The sequence below is a fragment of the Escherichia sp. F1 genome (assembly GCF_046764225.1).
Taxonomy (GTDB): Bacteria; Pseudomonadota; Gammaproteobacteria; order Enterobacterales; family Enterobacteriaceae; genus Escherichia; species Escherichia coli.
Map to the genome: position 1 here is coordinate 117,128 of NZ_CP177202.1, position 21,293 is coordinate 138,420.

General features: G+C 51.6%; 17 protein-coding genes. 6 read left to right on the plus strand and 11 right to left on the minus strand.

Translation table 11 applies throughout. The features are described from left to right. Window positions 1-5: 5 nt before the first annotated feature. Entirely contained in the window at window positions 6-1,550 is a 1,545-nt protein-coding gene (gpmM, locus tag ACK8NJ_RS00510; RefSeq protein WP_000116566.1) for a 2,3-bisphosphoglycerate-independent phosphoglycerate mutase, read from the minus strand. Window positions 1,551-1,794: 244 nt separating this feature from the next. Between gpmM and ACK8NJ_RS00515 the strand changes: the two genes are divergently transcribed. The 5 genes from ACK8NJ_RS00515 to cysE all read left to right on the plus strand — a co-directional run bounded on the left by ACK8NJ_RS00515 (window position 1,795) and on the right by cysE (window position 5,069). Then, on the plus strand, window positions 1,795-2,226 hold the full coding sequence (locus ACK8NJ_RS00515; RefSeq protein WP_001156181.1) for a rhodanese-like domain-containing protein: 432 nt from the start codon (window positions 1,795-1,797) through the stop codon (window positions 2,224-2,226). Window positions 2,227-2,367: 141 nt separating this feature from the next. Continuing rightward, window positions 2,368-2,619 (plus strand): glutaredoxin 3, encoded by a 252-nt coding sequence (gene grxC / locus ACK8NJ_RS00520; protein WP_000024392.1) that lies wholly within the window; start codon window positions 2,368-2,370, stop codon window positions 2,617-2,619. Between the two features lie 62 nt (window positions 2,620-2,681). Further along, complete coding sequence (gene secB / locus ACK8NJ_RS00525) at window positions 2,682-3,149, plus strand: protein-export chaperone SecB (RefSeq protein WP_000003377.1); 468 nt, start codon at window positions 2,682-2,684, stop codon at window positions 3,147-3,149. Beyond that, window positions 3,149-4,168 (plus strand): NAD(P)H-dependent glycerol-3-phosphate dehydrogenase, encoded by a 1,020-nt coding sequence (gene gpsA / locus ACK8NJ_RS00530; protein WP_001076194.1) that lies wholly within the window; start codon window positions 3,149-3,151, stop codon window positions 4,166-4,168. The genes secB and gpsA overlap by 1 nt, the downstream gene beginning before the upstream one ends. A 79-nt stretch (window positions 4,169-4,247) precedes the next feature. After that, a complete protein-coding gene (gene cysE, locus ACK8NJ_RS00535) occupies window positions 4,248-5,069 on the plus strand; it encodes a serine O-acetyltransferase (protein ID WP_001277561.1) in 822 nt (273 codons plus the stop codon). A gap of 52 nt (window positions 5,070-5,121) precedes the next feature. Here cysE and trmL read toward each other — a convergent pair whose 3' ends face one another. From trmL to ACK8NJ_RS00570, 7 genes are all read right to left on the minus strand, one after another. Further along, window positions 5,122-5,595: a tRNA (uridine(34)/cytosine(34)/5-carboxymethylaminomethyluridine(34)-2'-O)-methyltransferase TrmL gene (gene trmL, locus ACK8NJ_RS00540; RefSeq protein WP_000932347.1), complete on the minus strand. Its 474-nt coding sequence runs from the start codon at window positions 5,593-5,595 to the stop codon at window positions 5,122-5,124. Between the two features lie 72 nt (window positions 5,596-5,667). Continuing rightward, window positions 5,668-6,858, minus strand: coding sequence for a quinone-dependent L-lactate dehydrogenase (gene lldD / locus ACK8NJ_RS00545; protein WP_411962036.1), 1,191 nt, complete (start codon window positions 6,856-6,858; stop codon window positions 5,668-5,670). Continuing rightward, window positions 6,855-7,631, minus strand: coding sequence for a transcriptional regulator LldR (lldR, locus tag ACK8NJ_RS00550; RefSeq protein WP_001304974.1), 777 nt, complete (start codon window positions 7,629-7,631; stop codon window positions 6,855-6,857). The genes lldD and lldR overlap by 4 nt, the downstream gene beginning before the upstream one ends. After that, the gene (gene lldP, locus ACK8NJ_RS00555; RefSeq protein ID WP_001306611.1) at window positions 7,631-9,286 is read right to left on the minus strand and encodes an L-lactate permease; all 1,656 of its coding nucleotides are present in this window, start codon (window positions 9,284-9,286) and stop codon (window positions 7,631-7,633) included. The genes lldR and lldP overlap by 1 nt, the downstream gene beginning before the upstream one ends. A gap of 297 nt (window positions 9,287-9,583) precedes the next feature. Next, on the minus strand, window positions 9,584-14,833 hold the full coding sequence (locus ACK8NJ_RS00560) for a YadA-like family protein (protein WP_411962037.1): 5,250 nt from the start codon (window positions 14,831-14,833) through the stop codon (window positions 9,584-9,586). Window positions 14,834-14,876: 43 nt separating this feature from the next. Further along, window positions 14,877-15,560, minus strand: a complete 684-nt coding sequence (locus ACK8NJ_RS00565; RefSeq protein WP_001049677.1) for a DUF3251 domain-containing protein — start codon at window positions 15,558-15,560, stop codon at window positions 14,877-14,879. A gap of 558 nt (window positions 15,561-16,118) precedes the next feature. After that, window positions 16,119-16,481, minus strand: coding sequence for a YibL family ribosome-associated protein (locus tag ACK8NJ_RS00570; RefSeq protein WP_000665680.1), 363 nt, complete (start codon window positions 16,479-16,481; stop codon window positions 16,119-16,121). Window positions 16,482-16,764: 283 nt separating this feature from the next. Between ACK8NJ_RS00570 and yibT the strand changes: the two genes are divergently transcribed. After that, window positions 16,765-16,974, plus strand: a complete 210-nt coding sequence (gene yibT, locus ACK8NJ_RS00575) for a protein YibT (RefSeq protein WP_000517100.1) — start codon at window positions 16,765-16,767, stop codon at window positions 16,972-16,974. Window positions 16,975-16,985: 11 nt separating this feature from the next. Here the strand turns inward: yibT and mtlR are convergent, their stop codons facing one another. From mtlR to mtlA, 3 genes are all read right to left on the minus strand, one after another. Then, the gene (gene mtlR, locus ACK8NJ_RS00580) at window positions 16,986-17,573 is read right to left on the minus strand and encodes a mannitol operon repressor MtlR (RefSeq protein ID WP_000228269.1); all 588 of its coding nucleotides are present in this window, start codon (window positions 17,571-17,573) and stop codon (window positions 16,986-16,988) included. After that, window positions 17,573-18,721: a mannitol-1-phosphate 5-dehydrogenase gene (gene mtlD / locus ACK8NJ_RS00585; RefSeq protein WP_411962038.1), complete on the minus strand. Its 1,149-nt coding sequence runs from the start codon at window positions 18,719-18,721 to the stop codon at window positions 17,573-17,575. Before mtlD ends, mtlR begins: the two co-directional genes overlap by 1 nt. A 228-nt stretch (window positions 18,722-18,949) precedes the next feature. Next, on the minus strand, window positions 18,950-20,863 hold the full coding sequence (gene mtlA / locus ACK8NJ_RS00590; protein WP_000093245.1) for a PTS mannitol transporter subunit IICBA: 1,914 nt from the start codon (window positions 20,861-20,863) through the stop codon (window positions 18,950-18,952). Window positions 20,864-21,293: the final 430 nt, after the last annotated feature.

Consider the following 21,293-nt stretch of genomic DNA (forward strand, 5'->3'; position numbering starts at 1 on the left):
AGGGATTATTCCACGATGAACAGCGGCTTACCAGTCATCTCTTGCGGGATTTCCATACCCATCAGCGACAACATGGTCGGCGCGATGTCAGAAAGTTTGCCGCCTTCAACCGCTTTCACGTTCTTATCACCAACGTAAATCAGCGGAACTGGCAGGTTGGTGTGTGCCGTGTGTGCCTGACCCGTTGCCGGATCGCGCATCTGTTCAGCGTTACCGTGGTCAGCGGTGATCAGCAGTTGTCCACCCACGGACTCAACCGCTTTCGCGACTTCTTCCACGCAGTGATCCAGCGCTTCAACCGCTTTAACCGCCGCTTCCATCACCCCGGTGTGACCTACCATGTCGCCGTTCGGATAGTTACAGATAATGGTGTCGTATTTGCCGCTCTTGATTGCCGCAACCAGTTTTTCGGTCAGCTCTGCGGAGCTCATTTCCGGTTGCAGATCGTAGGTAGCCACTTTCGGTGAGTTGATCAGAATGCGATCTTCGCCTTTGAACGACTCTTCTACGCCACCGTTGAAGAAGAAAGTAACGTGGGCATATTTTTCGGTTTCGGAAATACGCAACTGAGTTTTGTCGTTTTTCGCCATCCACTCGCCGAAGGTGTTAACCAGGGACGCTGGTGGGTAAGCAACCGCAGTTTTGATGTCAGCGGCGTATTCGGTCAGCATCACGAAATCGACGTTAACCACTTTCTTGCGCGCGAAGCCATCGAAATCAGCGTTCACGAATGCACGAGTGATTTCACGCGCGCGGTCAGCACGGAAGTTCATGAAAATTAGCGCATCGCCGTCTTCCATTGCCGCGTCTGGCTGACCTTCTGCACGAATAACGGTCGCTTTCACGAATTCGTCGTTTTCGTCGCGAGCATAAGCAGCCTGCAAACCAGCAACGGCGGTATCGGCCTGGAACTCACCCTGCGCCAGAGTCAGCAGGTCATAAGCTTTTTCAACGCGATCCCAGCGGTTATCGCGGTCCATGGCGTAGTAACGACCAATGATGGACGCTACGCGGCCTTTACCCAGCGCGGCAAATTTCTCTTCGAATTTTTTCAGCGAGGATTCAGCACTGCGCGGCGGAGTGTCGCGACCGTCAAGGAATGCGTGCAGGTAGATTTTTTCTGCGCCGCGTTCAGCGGCCAGTTCTACCATCGCCATGATGTGATCTTCGTGGCTGTGTACGCCGCCTGCGGAGAGCAGACCCATAATGTGAACTGCTTTGCCTGCGTTTTTCGCTTTATCTACCGCGCCAGTCAGTACCGGGTTAGCGAAGAAAGCGCGATCTTTGATTTCAACGTCCAGACGAGTCAGGTCCTGATACACGATGCGGCCGGCACCCAGGTTAACGTGACCTACTTCGGAGTTACCCATCTGACGGTCAGGCAGACCAACTTCCAGACCGGAAGCGTCGATCAGGGTATGCGGACGATTGGCCCACAGTGCATCCATTACCGGGGTTTTAGCACTAAAAATGGCGTTATCCTGCTGTTCTTCACGATAGCCATAGCCATCCAGAATCACCAGTACCATAGGTTTTTTAGAAACCGACATTGCGACAACCTCATACTCAAGAGTCAAAATTTGCGTAATTTTACTACAGCTGAATCGATAAAATAGCCTCTGAAGATCAAAATATACGACCGCTCGCAGCAAGCCGATGCCAGATTTGCGCTTTTTTTTCGTCGCGCCCCGCAAAATTGCATTCCAGTTAACGCGCTGGCTGTATTTGCCGCACCGCGCAGGTATACTCCTTTCCTGGTTTTTTTAATCACTACGTCGGGAGTTGTTACCCCCCATGCAAGAAATTATGCAATTTGTTGGCCGTCATCCCATACTGAGTATCGCCTGGATCGCGTTACTGGTGGCGGTTCTTGTGACTACGTTTAAGAGCCTGACCTCGAAAGTGAAGGTGATTACTCGTGGTGAAGCTACGCGTCTGATCAACAAAGAAGATGCTGTGGTTGTGGATTTACGTCAGCGTGATGACTTCCGTAAAGGCCATATCGCAGGTTCTATCAACCTGTTGCCGAGCGAAATCAAAGCCAACAATGTTGGTGAGCTTGAGAAGCACAAAGACAAACCGGTTATCGTGGTAGACGGTTCTGGCATGCAGTGCCAGGAGCCTGCAAACGCGCTGACGAAAGCTGGTTTTGCGCAAGTATTCGTGCTGAAAGAGGGCGTTGCTGGCTGGGCTGGCGAAAACTTGCCTCTGGTGCGCGGCAAATAATTTACCTGTCGTCTTTCATGATGCAGGCCGTTAGCTGCAATTAGGCCCCCAGCGACTTATTGTTATAAGCTTCTGGGGACACTCCATTTTGCAGCCGCCCTGCAACATGAAATTTCAGGGTAAAAAAACAGGAGCTAAGTTATGGCCAATGTTGAAATCTATACCAAAGAAACCTGCCCGTATTGCCATCGTGCAAAAGCACTGCTGAGCAGCAAGGGCGTGAGTTTTCAGGAGTTGCCGATCGATGGCAACGCCGCTAAGCGTGAAGAGATGATCAAACGCAGCGGTCGCACCACGGTTCCCCAGATTTTTATTGACGCACAGCACATTGGCGGCTGTGATGACTTGTATGCATTGGATGCACGTGGTGGACTGGATCCCCTGCTGAAATAACGTGTGAACGTTGGCATTACATTGCGCAGTATTTAAGGACAACACTTAAGGGTTTTCTACACATGTCAGAACAAAACAACACCGAAATGACTTTCCAGATCCAACGTATTTATACCAAGGATATTTCTTTCGAAGCGCCGAACGCGCCGCACGTTTTCCAGAAAGATTGGCAGCCAGAAGTTAAACTTGATCTGGATACGGCATCTTCTCAACTGGCAGATGACGTTTACGAAGTGGTACTGCGTGTTACCGTAACGGCCTCCCTGGGCGAAGAAACCGCGTTCCTGTGTGAAGTTCAGCAGGGCGGTATTTTCTCCATCGCGGGTATCGAAGGCACCCAGATGGCACATTGCCTGGGTGCATACTGCCCGAACATTCTGTTCCCGTATGCTCGTGAGTGCATCACCAGCATGGTATCCCGCGGTACATTCCCGCAACTGAACCTTGCGCCGGTTAACTTCGATGCGCTGTTCATGAACTATTTGCAGCAGCAGGCTGGCGAAGGTACTGAAGAACATCAGGATGCCTGATGAACCAACGTAATGCTTCAATGACTGTGATCGGTGCCGGCTCGTACGGCACCGCTCTTGCCATCACCCTGGCAAGAAATGGCCACGAGGTTGTCCTCTGGGGCCATGACCCTGAACATATCGCAACGCTTGAACGCGACCGCTGTAACGCCGCGTTTCTCCCCGATGTGCCTTTTCCCGATACGCTCCATCTTGAAAGCGATCTCGCCACTGCGCTGGCAGCCAGCCGTAATATTCTCGTCGTCGTACCCAGCCATGTCTTTGGTGAAGTGCTGCGTCAGATTAAACCGCTGATGCGTCCTGATGCGCGTCTGGTGTGGGCGACCAAAGGGCTGGAAGCGGAAACCGGGCGTCTGTTGCAGGACGTGGCGCGTGAGGCGTTAGGCGATCAAATTCCGCTGGCGGTTATCTCTGGCCCAACGTTTGCGAAAGAACTGGCGGCAGGTCTACCAACGGCTATTTCGCTGGCCTCGACCGACCAGACCTTTGCCGATGATCTCCAGCAGTTGCTGCACTGCGGCAAAAGTTTCCGCGTTTACAGCAACCCGGATTTCATTGGCGTGCAGCTTGGCGGCGCGGTGAAAAACGTCATTGCCATTGGCGCGGGGATGTCCGACGGTATCGGTTTTGGTGCGAATGCGCGTACGGCGCTGATCACTCGTGGGCTGGCTGAGATGTCGCGTCTTGGCGCGGCGCTGGGGGCCGATCCTGCCACCTTTATGGGCATGGCGGGGCTGGGCGATCTGGTGCTTACCTGTACCGACAACCAGTCGCGTAACCGCCGTTTTGGCATGATGCTCGGTCAGGGCATGGATGTACAAAGCGCGCAGGAGAAGATTGGTCAGGTGGTGGAAGGCTACCGCAATACGAAAGAAGTCCGCGAACTGGCGCATCGCTTCGGCGTTGAAATGCCAATAACCGAGGAAATTTATCAAGTATTATATTGCGGAAAAAACGCGCGCGAGGCAGCATTGACGTTATTAGGTCGTGCACGCAAGGACGAGCGCAGCAGCCACTAAACCAAGGGAACCTTTGTTACCTCTATGACCCGGCCCGCGCAGAACGGGCCGGTCATTATCTCATCGTGTGGAGTAAGCAATGTCGTGTGAAGAACTGGAAATTGTCTGGAACAATATTAAAGCTGAAGCCAGAACGCTGGCGGACTGTGAGCCAATGCTGGCCAGTTTTTACCACGCGACGCTACTCAAGCACGAAAACCTGGGCAGTGCACTGAGCTACATGCTGGCGAACAAGCTGTCATCGCCAATTATGCCTGCTATTGCTATCCGTGAAGTGGTGGAAGAAGCCTACGCCGCCGACCCGGAAATGATCGCCTCTGCGGCCTGTGATATTCAGGCAGTGCGCACCCGCGACCCGGCGGTGGATAAATACTCAACCCCCTTGTTATATCTGAAAGGTTTTCATGCCTTGCAGGCCTATCGTATCGGTCACTGGCTGTGGAATCAGGGCCGCCGCGCACTGGCAATCTTTCTGCAAAACCAGGTTTCTGTGACGTTCCAGGTTGATATTCACCCGGCAGCAAAAATTGGTCGCGGTATCATGCTTGACCACGCCACGGGCATCGTTGTGGGTGAAACGGCGGTGATTGAAAACGACGTATCGATTCTGCAATCTGTGACGCTTGGCGGTACGGGTAAATCTGGTGGCGACCGTCATCCGAAAATTCGTGAAGGTGTGATGATTGGCGCGGGCGCGAAAATCCTCGGCAATATTGAAGTTGGGCGCGGCGCGAAGATTGGCGCAGGTTCCGTGGTGCTGCAACCGGTTCCGCCGCATACCACCGCCGCTGGCGTTCCGGCACGCATTGTCGGTAAGCCGGATAGCGATAAACCGTCAATGGATATGGATCAGCATTTCAACGGTATTAACCATACGTTTGAATATGGGGATGGGATCTGACGTCCTGTGATTGTGCCGGATGCGATGTAATCATCTATCCGGCATACAGTAACTAATCTCTCAACACCGCTCCCGGATATCCCAGCTGCCGCCAGGCTTCATACACCACGACCGACACCGCATTGGACAGGTTCATGCTGCGGCTGTCCGGCACCATTGGAATGCGAATTTTTTGTTCAGCGGGCAGGGCATCAAGAATGCTTGCTGGCAGGCCGCGCGTTTCCGGGCCGAACATCAGATAATCGCCATCCTGATAGCTTACGGCGCTGTGAGCAGGCGTACCTTTCGTGGTGAGGGCAAACAGGCGCTGGGGATTTTCTGCTTCGAGGAACGCGCGATAGTCATGATGACGCGTAACGGCGGTAAACTCGTGATAGTCCAGCCCCGCGCGGCGCAGGCGCTTATCGTCCCAGGCAAATCCCATCGGTTCGATGATATGCAGACGAAAGCCGGTATTAGCGCAAAGACGGATGATGTTGCCAGTATTTGGCGGAATTTCTGGTTCGTAAAGTACGATGTTTAGCATACTGCCCCCTTAGTGCGGGGGCAGGATAGCAGAAAATTGGTGATTGGTACGGCCTTTTCCCCTCACCCCCAACTATGCCGCATTCCCTTTCGCCATCGGAGCCAGTGCCGCAGGCAATTCTTTACCCAGCCCCTGCACCAGCGAATCTTGCGTAATTTCGCTAATCGATTTCGCGCCAGTCAGCGTCATTGCCACTTTCATCTCTTTTTCGATCAGATTCAGCAGGTTAGCTACACCCGCCTGGCCCGCTGTTGCCAGCGCATACAGGAAAGCACGACCCAGCAGTACGGTGTCGGCACCGAGCGCAATCATACGCACGACATCAAGCCCGTTACGAATTCCGCTATCCGCCAGAATGGCTATATCACCTTTCACCGCATCTGCAATAGCGGGCAACGCACGAGCGGAAGAGAGTACACCGTCCAGCTGGCGGCCACCGTGGTTAGAAACTACAATCCCATCAGCACCAAAACGTACTGCATCGCGCGCATCTTCCGGATCGAGGATCCCTTTGATCACCATCGGACCATCCCAGAAATCGCGGATCCACTCAAGGTCTTTCCATGAGATGGATGGATCGAAGTTATTCCCCAACCAGCCGATGTAATCTTCCAGTCCGGTCGGTTTGCCGAGGTAAGCCGAGATATTACCTAAATCATGTGGACGACCGTTCAGGCCCACATCCCACGCCCATTGCGGATGCGTCACCGCCTGCAAGTAACGGCGCATTGCCGCATTTGGGCCGCTCATACCCGAGTGTGCATCACGGTAACGCGCGCCCGGTGTCGGCATATCCACGGTGAAAACCAGCGTCGAGCAGCCTGCCGCTTTTGCTCGCTCCAGCGCGTTACGCATAAAGCCGCGATCGCGCAGCACATAAAGCTGGAACCACATCGGACGTTTAATGGCTGGAGCGACTTCTTCAATCGGGCAAACGGAAACCGTCGAGAGAGTAAACGGAATGCCATGCGCATCCGCCGCTTTGGCAGCCTGAACTTCGCCACGACGCGCATACATGCCACACAAACCCACCGGAGCCAGCGCCACCGGCATCGACAATTTCTCATTAAACAGCGTCGTTTCCAGGCTTAAGTCAGACATGTTTTTCAGAATACGCTGGCGCAGCGCCACTTCTGACAAATCTTCCACGTTGCGGCGCAGCGTGTATTCAGAATATGCACCCCCATCCATATAGTGGAACAGGAACGGCGGCAGAATGCGTTGTGCTGCGCCGCGATAATCGCTGGCTGCGGAAATAATCATGCGTTTTTCTCCCTCGAATGCTCATTATGGTCACCAGGCAGGCGGGTAATGCGTGCATGGCGAGCTTGATCTTCATCGAATCGTTTCATGGTGGTGTGAACAAAGCTAAGGTGCGCCATCATTGCTTTACGCGCCCCGTCAGCATCACCGGCAAAAATGGCGTCAATGACTGCCTGATGTTGTTCGGTCAGCTGTGAAAAAACCGGGGGTACCAGATACATCCGCTGGCGGCTATGCTTCACAGAGGATTGCAGGACATCGAAGAAACCGCGCATGGTTTGCAGCAGCACGATGTTATGTGAGGCTTCGGCAATCGCCAGATGAAAACGAACGTCCGCTTGTGAGGCGAGATCCGGGTCTTCACTTAGCGTTGCTTCAAAGCAAAGCTGAATTTTCTCTTTTTCGCCAGGTGTGGCGCGCATTGCCGCATGCCACGCGGTGCTGGCTTCAATGGCGTAGCGAGCTTCCAGAATATCGAAACTGTAATCCGGATCATCGGCCATCAGCGTTTTCAGCGGCTGGACGATGTTTTGCTCCGACCATGTGTCATGACGCCAGCGAATAAACGTCCCGCCGCCGCGTCGGCTAAGCAGCACGCCTTCGCTCACCAGTTTTGCCAGCGCCTCGCGCAGTGAATTACGCGATACGCCGAGTTGCATCGCCAGTTGACGTTCAGCGGGCAACTTCATGCCCGCCTCCAGGTTTTTTTCATCAATCAGCGCCCGCACGCGATCGGCAACCTCGTCTGACAGGCGTCTGGGTAAAACAATCATTAAGGAATCATCCACGTTAAGACATAAGCCTGAAGCGTGGTGATCACGCCCACCATACAGGTGAAGATCAGGCTGTGTTTGACGGTAAAGCGGAACAGATCTGACTCTTTGCCTACCAGGCCTACCGCCGCACAGGCGATAGCGATAGATTGCGGAGAGATCATCTTACCGGTGACACCACCGGTGGTGTTGGCGGCAACCAACAACAGGTCAGAAACGCCAATTTGTTGTGCTGCAGTGGCTTGCAGCGCAGCGAACAGGGCGTTAGATGAGGTATCCGATCCGGTCAGGAAGACACCAAGCCAGCCGAGGAACGGCGAGAAGAAGGTGAATGCATGGCCGGTGTGCGCCAGTGCCAGCGCCAGCGTTGATGATAGTCCGGAATAGTTCGAGATAAAGGCGAACGCCAGCACCATACCGATGGAGTAGATAGGCAGAGCCAGTTCTTTCAGCGTGCTGCCGAAGGTGCTGATAGCGTCAGATGGTTTCATCTTCAGCCAGACAATCGAGAGCAGGGCAGCAAAAAGAATGGCGGTACCGGTGGCAGAGAACCAGTCGAACTTAAACACGGCGGCATACGCTGTCGCTTCGCTGACCACTGGCGGCATACGGGCAACCAGTTTATCGAGGTACGGCACCGGAATATTGATCACCCATTCATACAGCGCACCACCCGAAGCGAACAGGGCTTTAAACGGTGGAATACTCCACAGCGTTACGGTGGCGGTCAGGAACAGGAACGGTGTCCAGGCGCGAAGCACCTGACCTGCGGTGTAACCGGTGTGAGCCAGCGTCATATCAACCTGTGACGCCCCCAAGTCACCGAAGCGGAATACGCGCACTGGTTGCCAGCGTTTGAGGAACAGCGTCAGGCAGAGCAGTGATACCAGCGAAGAGATAATGTCTGGCAGTTCCGGCCCAATGAAGTTAGAGCTGAGGTATTGAGCAATGGCAAACGAACCACCTGCAACCACGACCGCAGGCCACGTTTCTTTGATTCCGCGCCAACCGTCCATAATCGCCATGATCCAGAACAGCACGATAATGGTCATAAACGGCAGCTGACGCCCCACCATCTGACCAATCTCAAAGCTGTCGATGCCTGTTACCTGCCCGGCGACCAGAATCGGAATGCCCATCGCACCAAATGCCACTGGCGCGGTGTTAACAATCAGGCACAGTCCGGCGGCGTACAGTGGTTTAAAGCCCAGACCGACCAGCAATGCGGCGGTAATTGCTACCGGTGCGCCAAAGCCTGCGGCTCCCTCAAGGAAAGCGCCGAAACAGAAACCGACGATCAGCATTTGCAGTCGCTGGTCAGGGGTTATCGAAAGAATAGACGAGCGGATGATGTCAAACTGCCCGGTTTTCACCGAGATCTTATAGACGAACACCGCTGCAATAATGATCCACGCGATGGGCCACAAACCGTAGAAGAAGCCATAAATCACCGAGGCCAGCGCGTTAGCGACCGGCATTTTATAGAACAGCAAAGCCACGGCAAGGGCGATTGCCACCGTCCATGAGGCGGCGACATAACCTTTGAGTTTGAGCTTAATCAGCGCAAAGAAGAAAAACAGGATGGGAAGCGATGCTATCAGGCTGGAAAGCCAGATATTCCCGGCGGGATCGTAGTTTTGTTGCCAGAGATTCATTGCAGGTCTCCTGCAGTCCACACACGCCGTGTAATGAGTCTGTTGCCCATCTCTTTGTCACACGTTGTGTAAAAGTGGCACTGCCAATTGTGTTGTGTAGGGATAATGACAATGAATGGTTAACTAAATGTTATGCATTGGCAACATTGATGTGAGTTTTAATTGGGGAATTGTGAACCAGAGGTCAGATAAGCGAAGAATTGGTAGGGCCAATTCTTGGTGGAGGGAGATGTCTGGTAAAGAAAAGGGCAATCCTCATCAGAGAATTGCCCTTAGTCACACTAAGTTAATGGATCATTACCACTGAATACCGGCACCGAGTGCGGCGGAGTATTCACCCTGGCTATTGGTACTACCTTGTAATTTGTAGACCCAACGACCATTGGCGCTCACCATCGACACACCTAAAGCAACAGCCGATTCACCATTGTAAGTACCGCCACCAATAGAGGCCATGCTGGCACCTGGAGTGTAAGCCTGCGGCAGACCGGTCATTGCCATTGCAGAAGCGATACCACCGCTCAACTTGCTTTCGGTTTTGGACAGTTTGTTATCCATCTCAACCATCCGCTGATCGGTATATTGCTTCGTTTCCTGCACGCTTTGCTTCAGCTGCGCATAGTTCACTGCGTCGTTGTTGTTGACGCCAGCGGAGACGTTGCTGATGCGAGTCGTACCGCCATTACCACCACCGAGAGTGATGTTGCTGTAGTCTACAGAGCCATCAGCTTTGGTGTCGTAACGAACGCCGCCTGCCTCAGAAGACTTCAGCTGCGAAACGTTAACCGCATCGGTGGCATTAACACCTGCAGCAACGTTGGTGATACGACGCTGGTTGGTAGAAGAACCCACAGAGATGGTGTTTTCTTCGTTGGCCACGGAACCGGTACCCAGCGCGACGCTGTTGTCAGCGGCAGCAATGGAACCAGAACCAATCGCAACACTGTCTTTACCCTGCGCGTTGGCATCTACGCCATCGGTGTTGGTCTTGAAGTATTTGGTGCTACCGGTGGTTACGATATCGCCAATGCCGTTTTCGATATTGGTAACGCGAGTATCCAGATTCGTCACCTGATTGTTCAGGTTAGTAATGCTCTGGGTATTCTGGGAAACCTGCGCGTCCGTTACTTTCAACTGACCCACGTTAACCGCATCGGTATCAGCCGAACCAGCCGCGACGTTGGTGATCTGACGTTGACCGTCTTCACTGCCGACAGAGAACTCACCCACAGAGTTCTGTGGTGCGTCCATGTTGTAGGCGGTGTAGCCAGTTTGAGCACCACGAGTCGTCTGTGAGCCATTACCCATAGCAATGCTGTTTGCATGGTTTGCACGCGCGTTGCTACCAATAGCAATACCGTTGATCGCATCAGACAGAACCAGAGTGTTCAGGCCGATACCAATGCCCGCATTACCATTAACGATAGTATTCGCGCCCATTGCCAGCGAGTCTTCCCCGACAGCCAGTGAGTCTTCAGCCGTTGAGTTGGCGTGGAAGTATTTAGTCGGCGTGGTTGCGACCGCACCAATGGCATTTTGCAACTGGCGAACCGTAACGGCGTCATGGGCTTCGGAACCATCGGCTACGTTGATGATTTGACGATATTTACCGTCATCACCAATAGACAACGCACCAAGTAGTTCGCCATCCGTGGTGTCATAACCAATCACAACACCTTCTTCCGACACGCTGGTGTCACGAGAACCTTTAACTATTACACGGCTGGAAACAGAACTGCTACCCAGGGCGATACCCGTATCAACGGAGCTGCTGCTGCCCTGACCGATGGCTACGCTGCTTTCGCCTGAGGCAACAGAGTTATAACCCACGGCGGTAGAGCCAATACCTGAAGCGCTGGCATCGTTGAATGCTAAGCCGTTGTCGTTGGTACGCACATAGTTAATACCCGCGCCATTTTCTTCGATATAGGTTTCGCTGGTGTTACCGGCAAGCTGATTGATGATTTCGCTGTTCTGCTGGATCAGCATATTGGTGTTAAACAGCTGAGAACCGTTGATGGCGTCGGTACTGCCTTCGCCAATGTTACCATCAGCAACGTTTGTGATGATGCTGGCCTTGCCGTCATGGCTGGCGTTGTAGGCACCTGCATCTTCGTCCCACAGTAGAGCATTCTCATCGAGCGCATCCAGAGCTTCACCAACGTTGTTGTAATCGGTATTTGCAATGGTGTAAGTCGGCGCAGTAATAGAACCATCAGCGTTGACTTCTGCGTCACCACCCAGCGCATCAGCGATGTACTTATTGGTGGTATAGAGTTGTGAGCCGTTAATAGCATCGCTGCTGGTGGAGGAAATTGCACCGTCTGCGACGTTAGTAATGACGCTGGCCGTTTTATCTACCCCGCGACCGGCGCTAAATGCACCATTGCCATCATTGGCTGTTGCATCCCACAACAGAGCGTCATCCAGCGTGGTATCGATCGCTTCCAGCGCGTCACCGACGTTGCTGTAACTGCCGCCAGCGATGGCATAAGTCGGTGCGGTGATTGTGCCGTCAGCATTGACTTCTGCGTCACCACCCAGAGTATCGGCAATGTACTTGCTGGTGTCATAGAGCTGTGAGCCGTTAATAGCGTCGCTGCTGGTAGAGGAAATTGCACCGTCTGCAACATTAGTAATGATGCTGGCTGTGTTATCTGTCCCGCGACCGGCGCTAAACGCACCGTCACCGCCCTTGGCGGTCGCATCCCAGAGTAGGGCATCACCGAGTGATGTGCTAAATGACGTGTTAATGGCAGCCAGAGCATCACCGACGTTATTGTAGTCAGTACCACCAATAGTGTAGGTTGGCCCGGTTAATACACCCGCATCACTGATATCAGCACCACCGCCAAGGTATGACGTAAATGAATCAGCTAAGCCATAAAGTTGTGAGCCATTAATGGCGTCAGTGCTATCAGAGGATACAGTGCCTGCCAGTAAGTTGGTGATTTTGCTATCAGTACCGTTGGTACCGTGTTTGGCACTGAATGCACCCGCCGTAGCATTCCACAGCAGAGAGTCGTCACCGAGACTGTCAACAGCATCAGTCAGGTTGTTGATATTGGTAGTGTTGGTGGTGATATTGGCAGTATTGGTCGCCACGTTATCGTTGGTGGTTTTCAGCTGAGAGCCGTTAACCGCGTCAGTACTGCCAGCCGCCAGTTCACCGTCTTTGACGTTAGTGATTTTGCTGGTGGCATCGGTGCCGTGCGCGGCGCTGAATGCTTTCGCTGCATCATTCCACAGCAGAGAGTCATCACCGAGACTGTCAACAGCATCAGTCAGGTTGTTGATATTGGTAGTGTTGGTGGTGATATTGGCAGTATTGGTCGCCACGTTATCGTTGGTGGTTTTCAGCTGAGAGCCGTTAACCGCGTCGGTGCTGCCAGCCGTCAGGTCACCGTCTTTGACGTTAGTGATTTTGCTGGTGGCATCGGAACCGTGAGCGGCGCTGAATGCTTTCGCTGCATCATTCCACAGCAGAGAGTCATCACCGAGACTGTCAACAGCGTCAGTCAGGTTGGTGATGTTGGTGGTGTTCGTGGCGATATTGGTGGTGTTGGCTGCCACGGCATCGTTAGTGGTTTTGAGCTGAGAGCCGTTAACCGCGTCGGTGCTGCCAGCCGTCAGGTCACCGTCTTTGACGTTGGTGATTTTGCTGGTGGCATCAGTACCGTGCGCGGCACTGAATGCCCCCGCAGTAGCGTTCCACAGCAGAGAGTCATCACCGAGACTGTCAACAGCGTCAGTCAGGTTGGTGATGTTGGTGGTGTTCGTGGCGATATTGGTGGTGTTGGCTGCCACGGCATCGTTAGTGGTTTTGAGCTGAGAGCCGTTAACCGCGTCAGTGCTGCCAGCCGTCAGGTCACCGTCTTTGACGTTGGTGATTTTGCTGGTGGCATCGGTACCGTGAGCGGCGCTGAATGCGGTGCCATTCCACAGCAGGGCATCGTCTTTAAGGTCGCCAACGGAATCAGTCAGGTTGGTGATATTGGTGGTGTTGGTCGCTACGTTATCGTTGGTGGTTTTCAGCTGAGAGCCGTTAATGGCGTCTTTACTGGTAGCCGAAATATCGCCATCTTTTACATTGATGATTTTGTTTTCTGCTACGGTACTGGCAATCGTTCCATCAGCATTTTTAACAATATAACTGGCGCTGAAAGCCCCTTTAGCTGAGTCCCAGTGCAGAGTTTCATTGTCAAGGTACTGGAGTGCTTCACCAACGTTATTGAAATCCCTTTTCTTCAGTTTATAAGACATCCCCTTTATTGTTCCGTTACTGGCTACATCTGCTCCGCCTCCCAGCCTGTCTGCTACCGACCGACTAATGGCGTAAAGTTGTGAACCGTTAATGGCTTCTTTACTGTCTGTTGAGATTTCACCTGCCGCCATATTGACGATGCGACGCTGTGCTGACCCTGAGCCGACCGACACAACGTTGTCTTCATCTGCAGTAGAGCTTGCACCAATCGCGACGGAATTATTCCCTCCTGCAGAAGATGAACTTCCCAATGCAAGACTGTTTGATCCAACCGCAGAACTTCCTGTACCGATCGCAATAGCATTTGCGGTTGATGCGCTGCTGTTCTGGCCTAATGCAATGGTGTTTGTGTTTGATGCTTGCGCATTTTGCCCCAAGGCAAGAGCACTTGCGCCAGCAGCCGCTGCTGTATATCCCAGGGCAACAGAACCTTCACCTGTTGAATCACTGTTTGCACCTAATGCAAGACTGTTTTTGCCTCGAGCTTTCGCTTTAGTACCTACAGCCGTCGCATTTTCAGCGGCTTCGCTTTCAGCACCAATCGTAATGGCGTTCGCTGCACTGGCAAGTGATTGTCTACCTAATGCGAGGCTGTCTACGCCAGCAGCAGCACTGTTGCGGCCTACTGCAATCGCGTTAGCCGCAGATGCGGCGCTACTTGCACCCAGCGCCATTGAATATTCTTTTGACGCATTGGCATTATCACCGAGGGCGATGCTCATAATTTCGTAAGCTTTAGCCGTATTTCCTAACGCAATAGTTTTTTCACCATCGGCAAGGGAGGAGTCCCCAACAGCAAGAGATGTAAAACCGTTCGTCTTTGCGTAACGACCAAGAGCCATCGAACGATCGCCAGTTGCTGTTGAAGATGCACCCAGCGCGACACTTCTGTCACCTAATGCTTTTGCACTAACCCCAAACGCCATGGATGCTCCACCACTTGCGAGGGTTTTTGACCCGATGGCAGAGCTGTACTCACCTTCGGCTATCGCGTCATAACCTAAAGCTGTACTCGCGCCGCTTGTGTTCATAAAGGTATTTGCTTTTGAACCTTTACCGATAGCAACCCAGCCGTCACCTGCTGAGCCATCGCCATAATCAGTTGGCTGCCCCTCGTAGTTATTAGCTAACGCTCCAAATGACGACAACAACCCACCCGCAACCAACGCAGAAATTAACAGCTTACTGCGCCCGCTCTTTTTGCCACGACTCTTCGCCGTTTCGCTGGCAACGCTGTAACTGCCCGTCGCTGGATTCCAGATAACTTTAAAAATTTTGTTCATTATTGATGCTCTCTATTCCTTGATATAAGCGCAGAAGCTGCATTTATTTTTTGTTTTTTCGCTGCCGAGTTTCAGCAGATTGAACAGTGTCGAACTGGAGATTTGCCATATTGATGGACAACTTCAGATACTTCAGGTTATTAGGCGAAACGCCTTTTAATGTCAGATTAATGTCTTGCCATTGACCAGGCATTAATTGCAGAGTGGAATTCATGGTGGTGTTGAAAAGTAATTGTTGCCACTTCGCCAGAGCTTTGGCATCGGTGGGTCTTTCATTGCCCCATGTCGCATGAAAGCCAATATTTGATACGGGAACGCTTAATAGATTGACTAGTGAAATACGAATAACGCTGCCGTTTTCAACCGCATCAATAGCCAGCACCCGACCTGCCAAACCGACAGAACCGTTATTTAGAATGAAGTATTGTGTTTGTGCCGGGTTAAATTCTGTAAAGACAAATTCGTCCTGTTTGTCTTTAACCGCCTTCACCACGCCAGCGAGCGTCTTGGTACTATTTATGATAGTAGTTTGTTGTTTTTCAAAATGTTCTATCTTTCGCTTATCGAGTTCCTGTTGTTTCTCAAGCGCCTCAATTTTGCTTTTTTGCAACTCTTGCTGTGTAACGAGGTCGTCGACCTTACTCGCTTTTTCAATATAGTCACACCCTGCCAATAAGCAGAGAGGCACTATTATTAACACGCTTAACAGTGTTTTCTTTAGGTTCATAGGATGAATTCCTTTTCATAATCCCGATACAGTTGATAATTACGGCACAATCATTTTTTTTATGAATGATTAGAGTGGAGCATATCCGACAAATAAATTTGTTAGAGAATTTTTGTATTAATTGGTTGTGCGAATATGTTATTAAGTGTCAAACAATTTCGGTTTGTAGCCAATAATATTAATCGCGCGGATTTTAATGATCGGTGTCAATCAATGTCAAATGTTTCACCGGATAAAGGCCTAGGGCAGGGAAAGGTAAATATTCAGTTGAGTGATGTTTTATTGCGAAGTTTGCGATGCTGATAGAAAAATTTAAATAATTAATTATGTTTCAAGCATTGATATGCGGCGATTCATTGTTAATATTGATACATCATTCTTTAATTTGTACCTGATTTTCAGAATTTAGCCTGCTCCGAGCGCTCAGAAGTGTAGGTGGAGTTAAATATATAATGTTAAGAACGTTATAAATATTCGATCTCTACAACAGGCTCCTGCATGTGCCAGCAGGAGCGAGTAAATCGTGAGTGGCTGTAATTACAGCGACGAGAAAGGAACTTAAAACGCGGTCTTAGAGAACCCTGTCATCTCTTGTAGGCCCATTTCGCGGCCCAGCGCGGTCATTGGGTGCACAACGACCAGTCCGCGAACGCTCTTCTTCAGTTTGCCCATATCAGCTTGCTCTTTTTTAGTAATCGCGCGCTGGAACGGCATCTTCATCAGCTTCTGTGCTTCCTTACTGAGTTTCTGGCTGTGAACTTCGCGCAGGCGAGCAATTTCTGCTTCCAGAGTGGCTTTCTCTTTTTCCAGTTCGGCGTATTTGTCTGCGGCTTCAACCAGCGACAGATCGGCCTGCTGGTGACGGATGGCGTCCAGGCGATCGCTGAGACGTTTGATTTCGTTTTTTTCGACTTCTTTCATGTGATGGCTTCTGATAAAGATAAATTTATAGCCCCTAGTATGCGCGACCAGGTGCTTTGTTCACAACTGATGACATTGCAATAGTTCTATAACGTAAACATTAACATGCTTAAAAACTACGCAATTTATTGATTAGTTAAGAAATTTAAAGAAAAAAGATAGTTAATAGAAACGGATGATTATTGAGGATTGAGCACGTTTTCCTTAATGTCATTTATACCGGGATCTAAACTAAAATTGGCGGCCGCGCATTCCCGGCGCGGGGTAATACGGAGATATCATCATGGGCAAATTAGGTGAAAACGTTCCGCTTCTTATCGATAAAGCCGTAGATTTCATGGCATCGAGCCAGGCGTTCCGGGAGTATCTGAAAAAACTACCTCCCCGTAACGCGATTCCGTCCGGAATACCTGATGAAAGCGTGCCGTTATATCTACAACGTCTGGAGTATTATCGTCGGCTTTATCGGCCGAAGCAGGTAGAGGGGCAGTAAGCAGACGTTGCTTACTTTTGGAAGGCTTTTTTTAAGCTGATTTTGGAAATCAGCTCTGTCAGTGAAAGGACCATTGTTGATCGCACAGCCTGTTGGTAACGCTGAATTTGCATTGCATACAAACTGGAGTCTGCAGGTTCAAACTGTGGCGGCGGTGGTAACGCCGCCACGCAATGCAGTTCACCAAAGGGTCCAAGGATTTCGTCGTCGGTAAACGCGTACTCGTTGCCGTCGTGATTTAGCTCTTCACGCAATGCCATCAGTAGCTCCGCATCTTCGTATTCCTGGCGGTTAATGACGCCCAACCCGTAAATGAGTTTTAAACGCACAGAAAGATCGCCCAGCGGACCGTCGCCGTCGAGTAACGGTTCTACAGCATACTTCACCGCGTAATCGTCTTTGCGGAATACCTGAAGCACCAGAAGATTTACCGCCTCGGTCAAAAGCTCGACGGCGGTGATCAGAAAGCTTCGCACGGTTTTGCCAGCATTCAGACGCTCAAGCACACGGTTTTCAAAGGCCTGGGTTTGTTCCATTGTTGCCTGCATATCTGACAATCTGTTATTCGGGCGCAGGGTGTCCTGCGCCTGGTCCACCATTATTGCATTGCTTTATAAGCGGTTACCGCCTCGGATACAACCTCGCTGTTGGCATCAAGACCAGAAATCTGTGCCAGCGCCGCCTGCGGACCTTTGTCGGCGATCAGCGCTGCCAGTTCCTGAGCCTGCGGATCATCTTCACTGCGGAAGTGCATTGCAGCGGCAATCCCCTGAATCAGATTCTTGTGCGGAAGGCCGTATTCCAGCGTACCGAGCAGTGGCTTGATCAGACGGTCGCCAGCACTCAGTTTACGCAGCGGCTGACGGCCTACGCGCTCTACATCATCTTTCAGATACGGGTTCTCAAAACGACCAAGGATTTTCTGGATGTACGCCGCATGTTTGTCAGCGTCAAAGCTGTAACGCTTGATCAGTACCGCGCCGCTTTCTTCCATCGCACCTTTTACCACCGCGCGGATTTTCTCGTCGAGAATCGCATCACGAATGGTCTGATGACCCGCCAGTTTTCCGAGGTACGCGGTTATAGCATGACCCGTATTCAGGGTGAAGAGTTTACGTTCGACAAATGCCATCAGGTTGTCGGTTAACTCCATGCCTGGGATGTTCGGCAGCGCGCCTTTGAACTGGGTTTTATCAACAATCCATTCGCTGAATGTTTCTACCGTCACTTCCAGCGGATCGTTGGTTGCAGAAGCCGAAGGCGGCACGATGCGGTCAACGGCGGAATCAACAAAGCCAACGTGTTCTTCTACCCACGCTTTGGCATCTTCCGGCAGGGCGTTCATCACATGGCCTTTCAGCTGCGTGGTGCCGCGTACCATGTTTTCACAAGCGATGATGTTCTGCGGGGATTCATTACCTTGTTCTTTACGTTTCACCAGCCCTTTGGCGATTGCCGGAGCAATACGTTCCAGCACAACCGGACCAACGGCGGTAGTGACTAAATCGACCTGAGCGATTAAATCAACGACATCATCACCAATGCTGCTGACGGCATCGACACCAGAAACGGTATCTACCTGCTCGGTTTCACCGACCACATGAACCTGATAGCTATGACGGGCATTCAGGGCATCAAGTACCACCTGATTGACATCGGCAAACGTCAGTTGGATACCCGCGTCTGCCAGCAGTTTACCGATAAAGCCACGACCGATATTACCTGCGCCAAAATGTAATGCTTTCATAGTATTAACCTTCATCAATGTTTTTACCCGAGAGGGCTGGGGTGAGGCTTTTCCCTCACCCAAACCCTCTCCATGTGGAGAGGGGCCGTGCCGGATGCGGCGTAAACGCCTTATCCGGCCTACAAGAACGTGCAAATTCAACAAACTGCGCTTTGTTTTGTAGGCCTGATAAGCGTAGCGCATCAGGCAATAAGCCCCACCTTCTCCATGTGGAGAGGTGGGATTGGATTACTTACGACCTGCCAGCAGTTCCAGCACTTCATCCACGCTGGTAGTGTGTGCCAGACGCTCGATGACAGACTCATCATCCAGTGCATTGGTCAGGCTGGTGATAACCTGAATGTGCTCGTTGTTACGGGCAGCAATACCAATCACCAGACGGGCAATGTCATCTTCTTCTTCACCGAAGCGTACGCCTTCCGGGTACTGGCAGAACACGACGCCCGTTTTGAGTACGCGATCTTTCGCTTCAACCGTACCGTGTGGCACCGCGATAGACTCACCCAGATAAGTCGGGGTCAGTTTTTCACGATCCAGCATCGCCTGAACGTATTCTGGCTCAACGTAACCGCCTTTCACCAGCTGCTCGCCAGCAAAACGAATCGCTTCTTCTTTGGTTGCCGCTTTGCGACCGAGGAAGATGTTCTCCGCGCCCAGTTTGAACAGGTTAGCACTGGAATCGTCAAAGCTGTCTTTCAGACTGTCTTTCACTTTTACTTCGTTTTCAGTATGGCGCTGGGCAGCAACCAGACGTTCGGTCAGGCTGGTGTACAAGCCGCTGTCGAGGAAGTTGGTCAGCGAAATATGCTGTGCCTGCGGAACCTGGCGCATAGCGCGTTCGGTCAGGTCACGGTGAGTGATGACCAGGTCCACATCTGGCGGCAGGTTGTTGATCGCGCTGTTAGTAACAGAAATCTGCGACAGACCTGCATCCTGAATTTTCTTACGCAGCACACCTGCGCCCATCGCACTGGAACCCATACCGGCGTCACAGGCAACGATGATTTTACGTACGTGGCTCAGGTCGTTAGTCACATCGCCCGCAGACAGCGGAGACGCACCTTTAGACTCAGCTTTCATTTCCTGAACGCGACGTGCAGCAGCTTCAATATCATCTTCTTCTTTCACTTTGCTGGTTTTCAGCAAAATAGCAGAGACAACGAAGGAGACAGCCATCGCCGCACACACACCCGCGATGTTAGCGAAATAAGCACCTTTTGGTGTCATCGCCAGTACAGCAAGGATAGAACCCGGAGATGCCGGAGAAACCAGACCACCGCCCAGGATAGTCAGCGTGAACACGCCAGTCATACCGCCGAGGATAACGGCCAGAATCAGACGCGGATTCATCAGCACATACGGGAAGTAGATTTCGTGGATACCACCCAGGAAGTGGATGATTGCCGCACCGCCCGCAGATTGTTTAGCACTGCCACGACCAAAGAACATGTACGCCAGCAGCACGCCCATACCTGGACCTGGGTTAGCTTCAATCAGGAAGAAGATGGATTTACCCAGTTCATGGGACTGCTGAATACCCAGCGGCGAGAAGATACCGTGGTTAATGGCGTTGTTGAGGAACAGGATTTTCGCCGGTTCAACAAAGATAGACGCCAGCGGCAGCATGTCATGGACAACCATGAAGTTAACGCCCGCAGCCAGCATTTTGGACAGGGCTTCAACAATCGGGCCAATGCCGAGGAATGCCAGAATAGCGAGGATCATCCCGATGATGCCTGCGGAGAAGTTATTCACCAGCATCTCAAAACCGGATTTGATCTTACCGTCTACCCAGCGGTCGAAGTGCTTAATGCACCAGCCGCCCAGTGGACCTGCAATCATCGAACCGAGGAACATCGGCATGTCTGCGCCGACGATAACGCCCATGGTAGTGATGGCACCGACTACGCCGCCACGTTCGCCGCCTACCAGCTTACCACCGGTATAACCGATCAGCAGCGGCAGGAGATAAGTGATCATCGGCCCGACCAGCTTCGCCAGCGTTTCGTTCGGTAACCACCCTGTTGGAATAAATAACGCGGTGATGATACCCCACGCGATAAACGCGCCGATATTTGGCATCACCATGTTGCTGAGGAAACGACCAAAGCTTTGCACTTTGATCTTAATATCGGATGACATAAAAACACCCCTTCTTATGTTTGCTGTCGCGCAGGCTGGAAGCCCGAGGTTTTTTGTTAATGTGGCGGCAGAGGTAGCCGGACCTTGTAGATACTGCGAAATCTGGCACTGAATCGGTTAACTGTCCAGTCGACGGCCTTTTGTGTGATATCGGTCACATAAATATAGGGGGTAGAGAGGTAATTGACGTGATGCTCATCACAAAACTCTTGTGTAAAAAAGCAACAAGGCGGCGATTTTCGCTAAAAATGGCATTTAAATGTGAGTAATGTCACATTTTTGTTTTGTTGGTTTGTTGAATCTTTGTGATCTGAATCACAAGATATTTTCTTACGGCGTTCACCTGATGTGATCTGCAGCATGTTATGCCCTCGTCATAAAATCGTTATGTAACTAAGCAACTCATCACCTCTAAAAATTATTCTTTGGT

Bases quoted from the DNA above. Each gene is read 5' to 3' on its own strand.
- gpmM (WP_000116566.1), bottom strand. From the start codon at position 1,550: ATGTCGGTTTCTAAAAAACCTATGGTACTGGTGATTCTGGATGGCTAT.
- ACK8NJ_RS00515 (WP_001156181.1), top strand. From the start codon at position 1,795: ATGCAAGAAATTATGCAATTTGTTGGCCGTCATCCCATACTGAGTATC.
- grxC (WP_000024392.1), top strand. From the start codon at position 2,368: ATGGCCAATGTTGAAATCTATACCAAAGAAACCTGCCCGTATTGCCAT.
- secB (WP_000003377.1), top strand. From the start codon at position 2,682: ATGTCAGAACAAAACAACACCGAAATGACTTTCCAGATCCAACGTATT.
- gpsA (WP_001076194.1), top strand. From the start codon at position 3,149: ATGAACCAACGTAATGCTTCAATGACTGTGATCGGTGCCGGCTCGTAC.
- cysE (WP_001277561.1), top strand. From the start codon at position 4,248: ATGTCGTGTGAAGAACTGGAAATTGTCTGGAACAATATTAAAGCTGAA.
- trmL (WP_000932347.1), bottom strand. From the start codon at position 5,595: ATGCTAAACATCGTACTTTACGAACCAGAAATTCCGCCAAATACTGGC.
- lldD (WP_411962036.1), bottom strand. From the start codon at position 6,858: ATGATTATTTCCGCAGCCAGCGATTATCGCGGCGCAGCACAACGCATT.
- lldR (WP_001304974.1), bottom strand. From the start codon at position 7,631: ATGATTGTTTTACCCAGACGCCTGTCAGACGAGGTTGCCGATCGCGTG.
- lldP (WP_001306611.1), bottom strand. From the start codon at position 9,286: ATGAATCTCTGGCAACAAAACTACGATCCCGCCGGGAATATCTGGCTT.
- ACK8NJ_RS00560 (WP_411962037.1), bottom strand. From the start codon at position 14,833: ATGAACAAAATTTTTAAAGTTATCTGGAATCCAGCGACGGGCAGTTAC.
- ACK8NJ_RS00565 (WP_001049677.1), bottom strand. From the start codon at position 15,560: ATGAACCTAAAGAAAACACTGTTAAGCGTGTTAATAATAGTGCCTCTC.
- ACK8NJ_RS00570 (WP_000665680.1), bottom strand. From the start codon at position 16,481: ATGAAAGAAGTCGAAAAAAACGAAATCAAACGTCTCAGCGATCGCCTG.
- yibT (WP_000517100.1), top strand. From the start codon at position 16,765: ATGGGCAAATTAGGTGAAAACGTTCCGCTTCTTATCGATAAAGCCGTA.
- mtlR (WP_000228269.1), bottom strand. From the start codon at position 17,573: ATGGTGGACCAGGCGCAGGACACCCTGCGCCCGAATAACAGATTGTCA.
- mtlD (WP_411962038.1), bottom strand. From the start codon at position 18,721: ATGAAAGCATTACATTTTGGCGCAGGTAATATCGGTCGTGGCTTTATC.
- mtlA (WP_000093245.1), bottom strand. From the start codon at position 20,863: ATGTCATCCGATATTAAGATCAAAGTGCAAAGCTTTGGTCGTTTCCTC.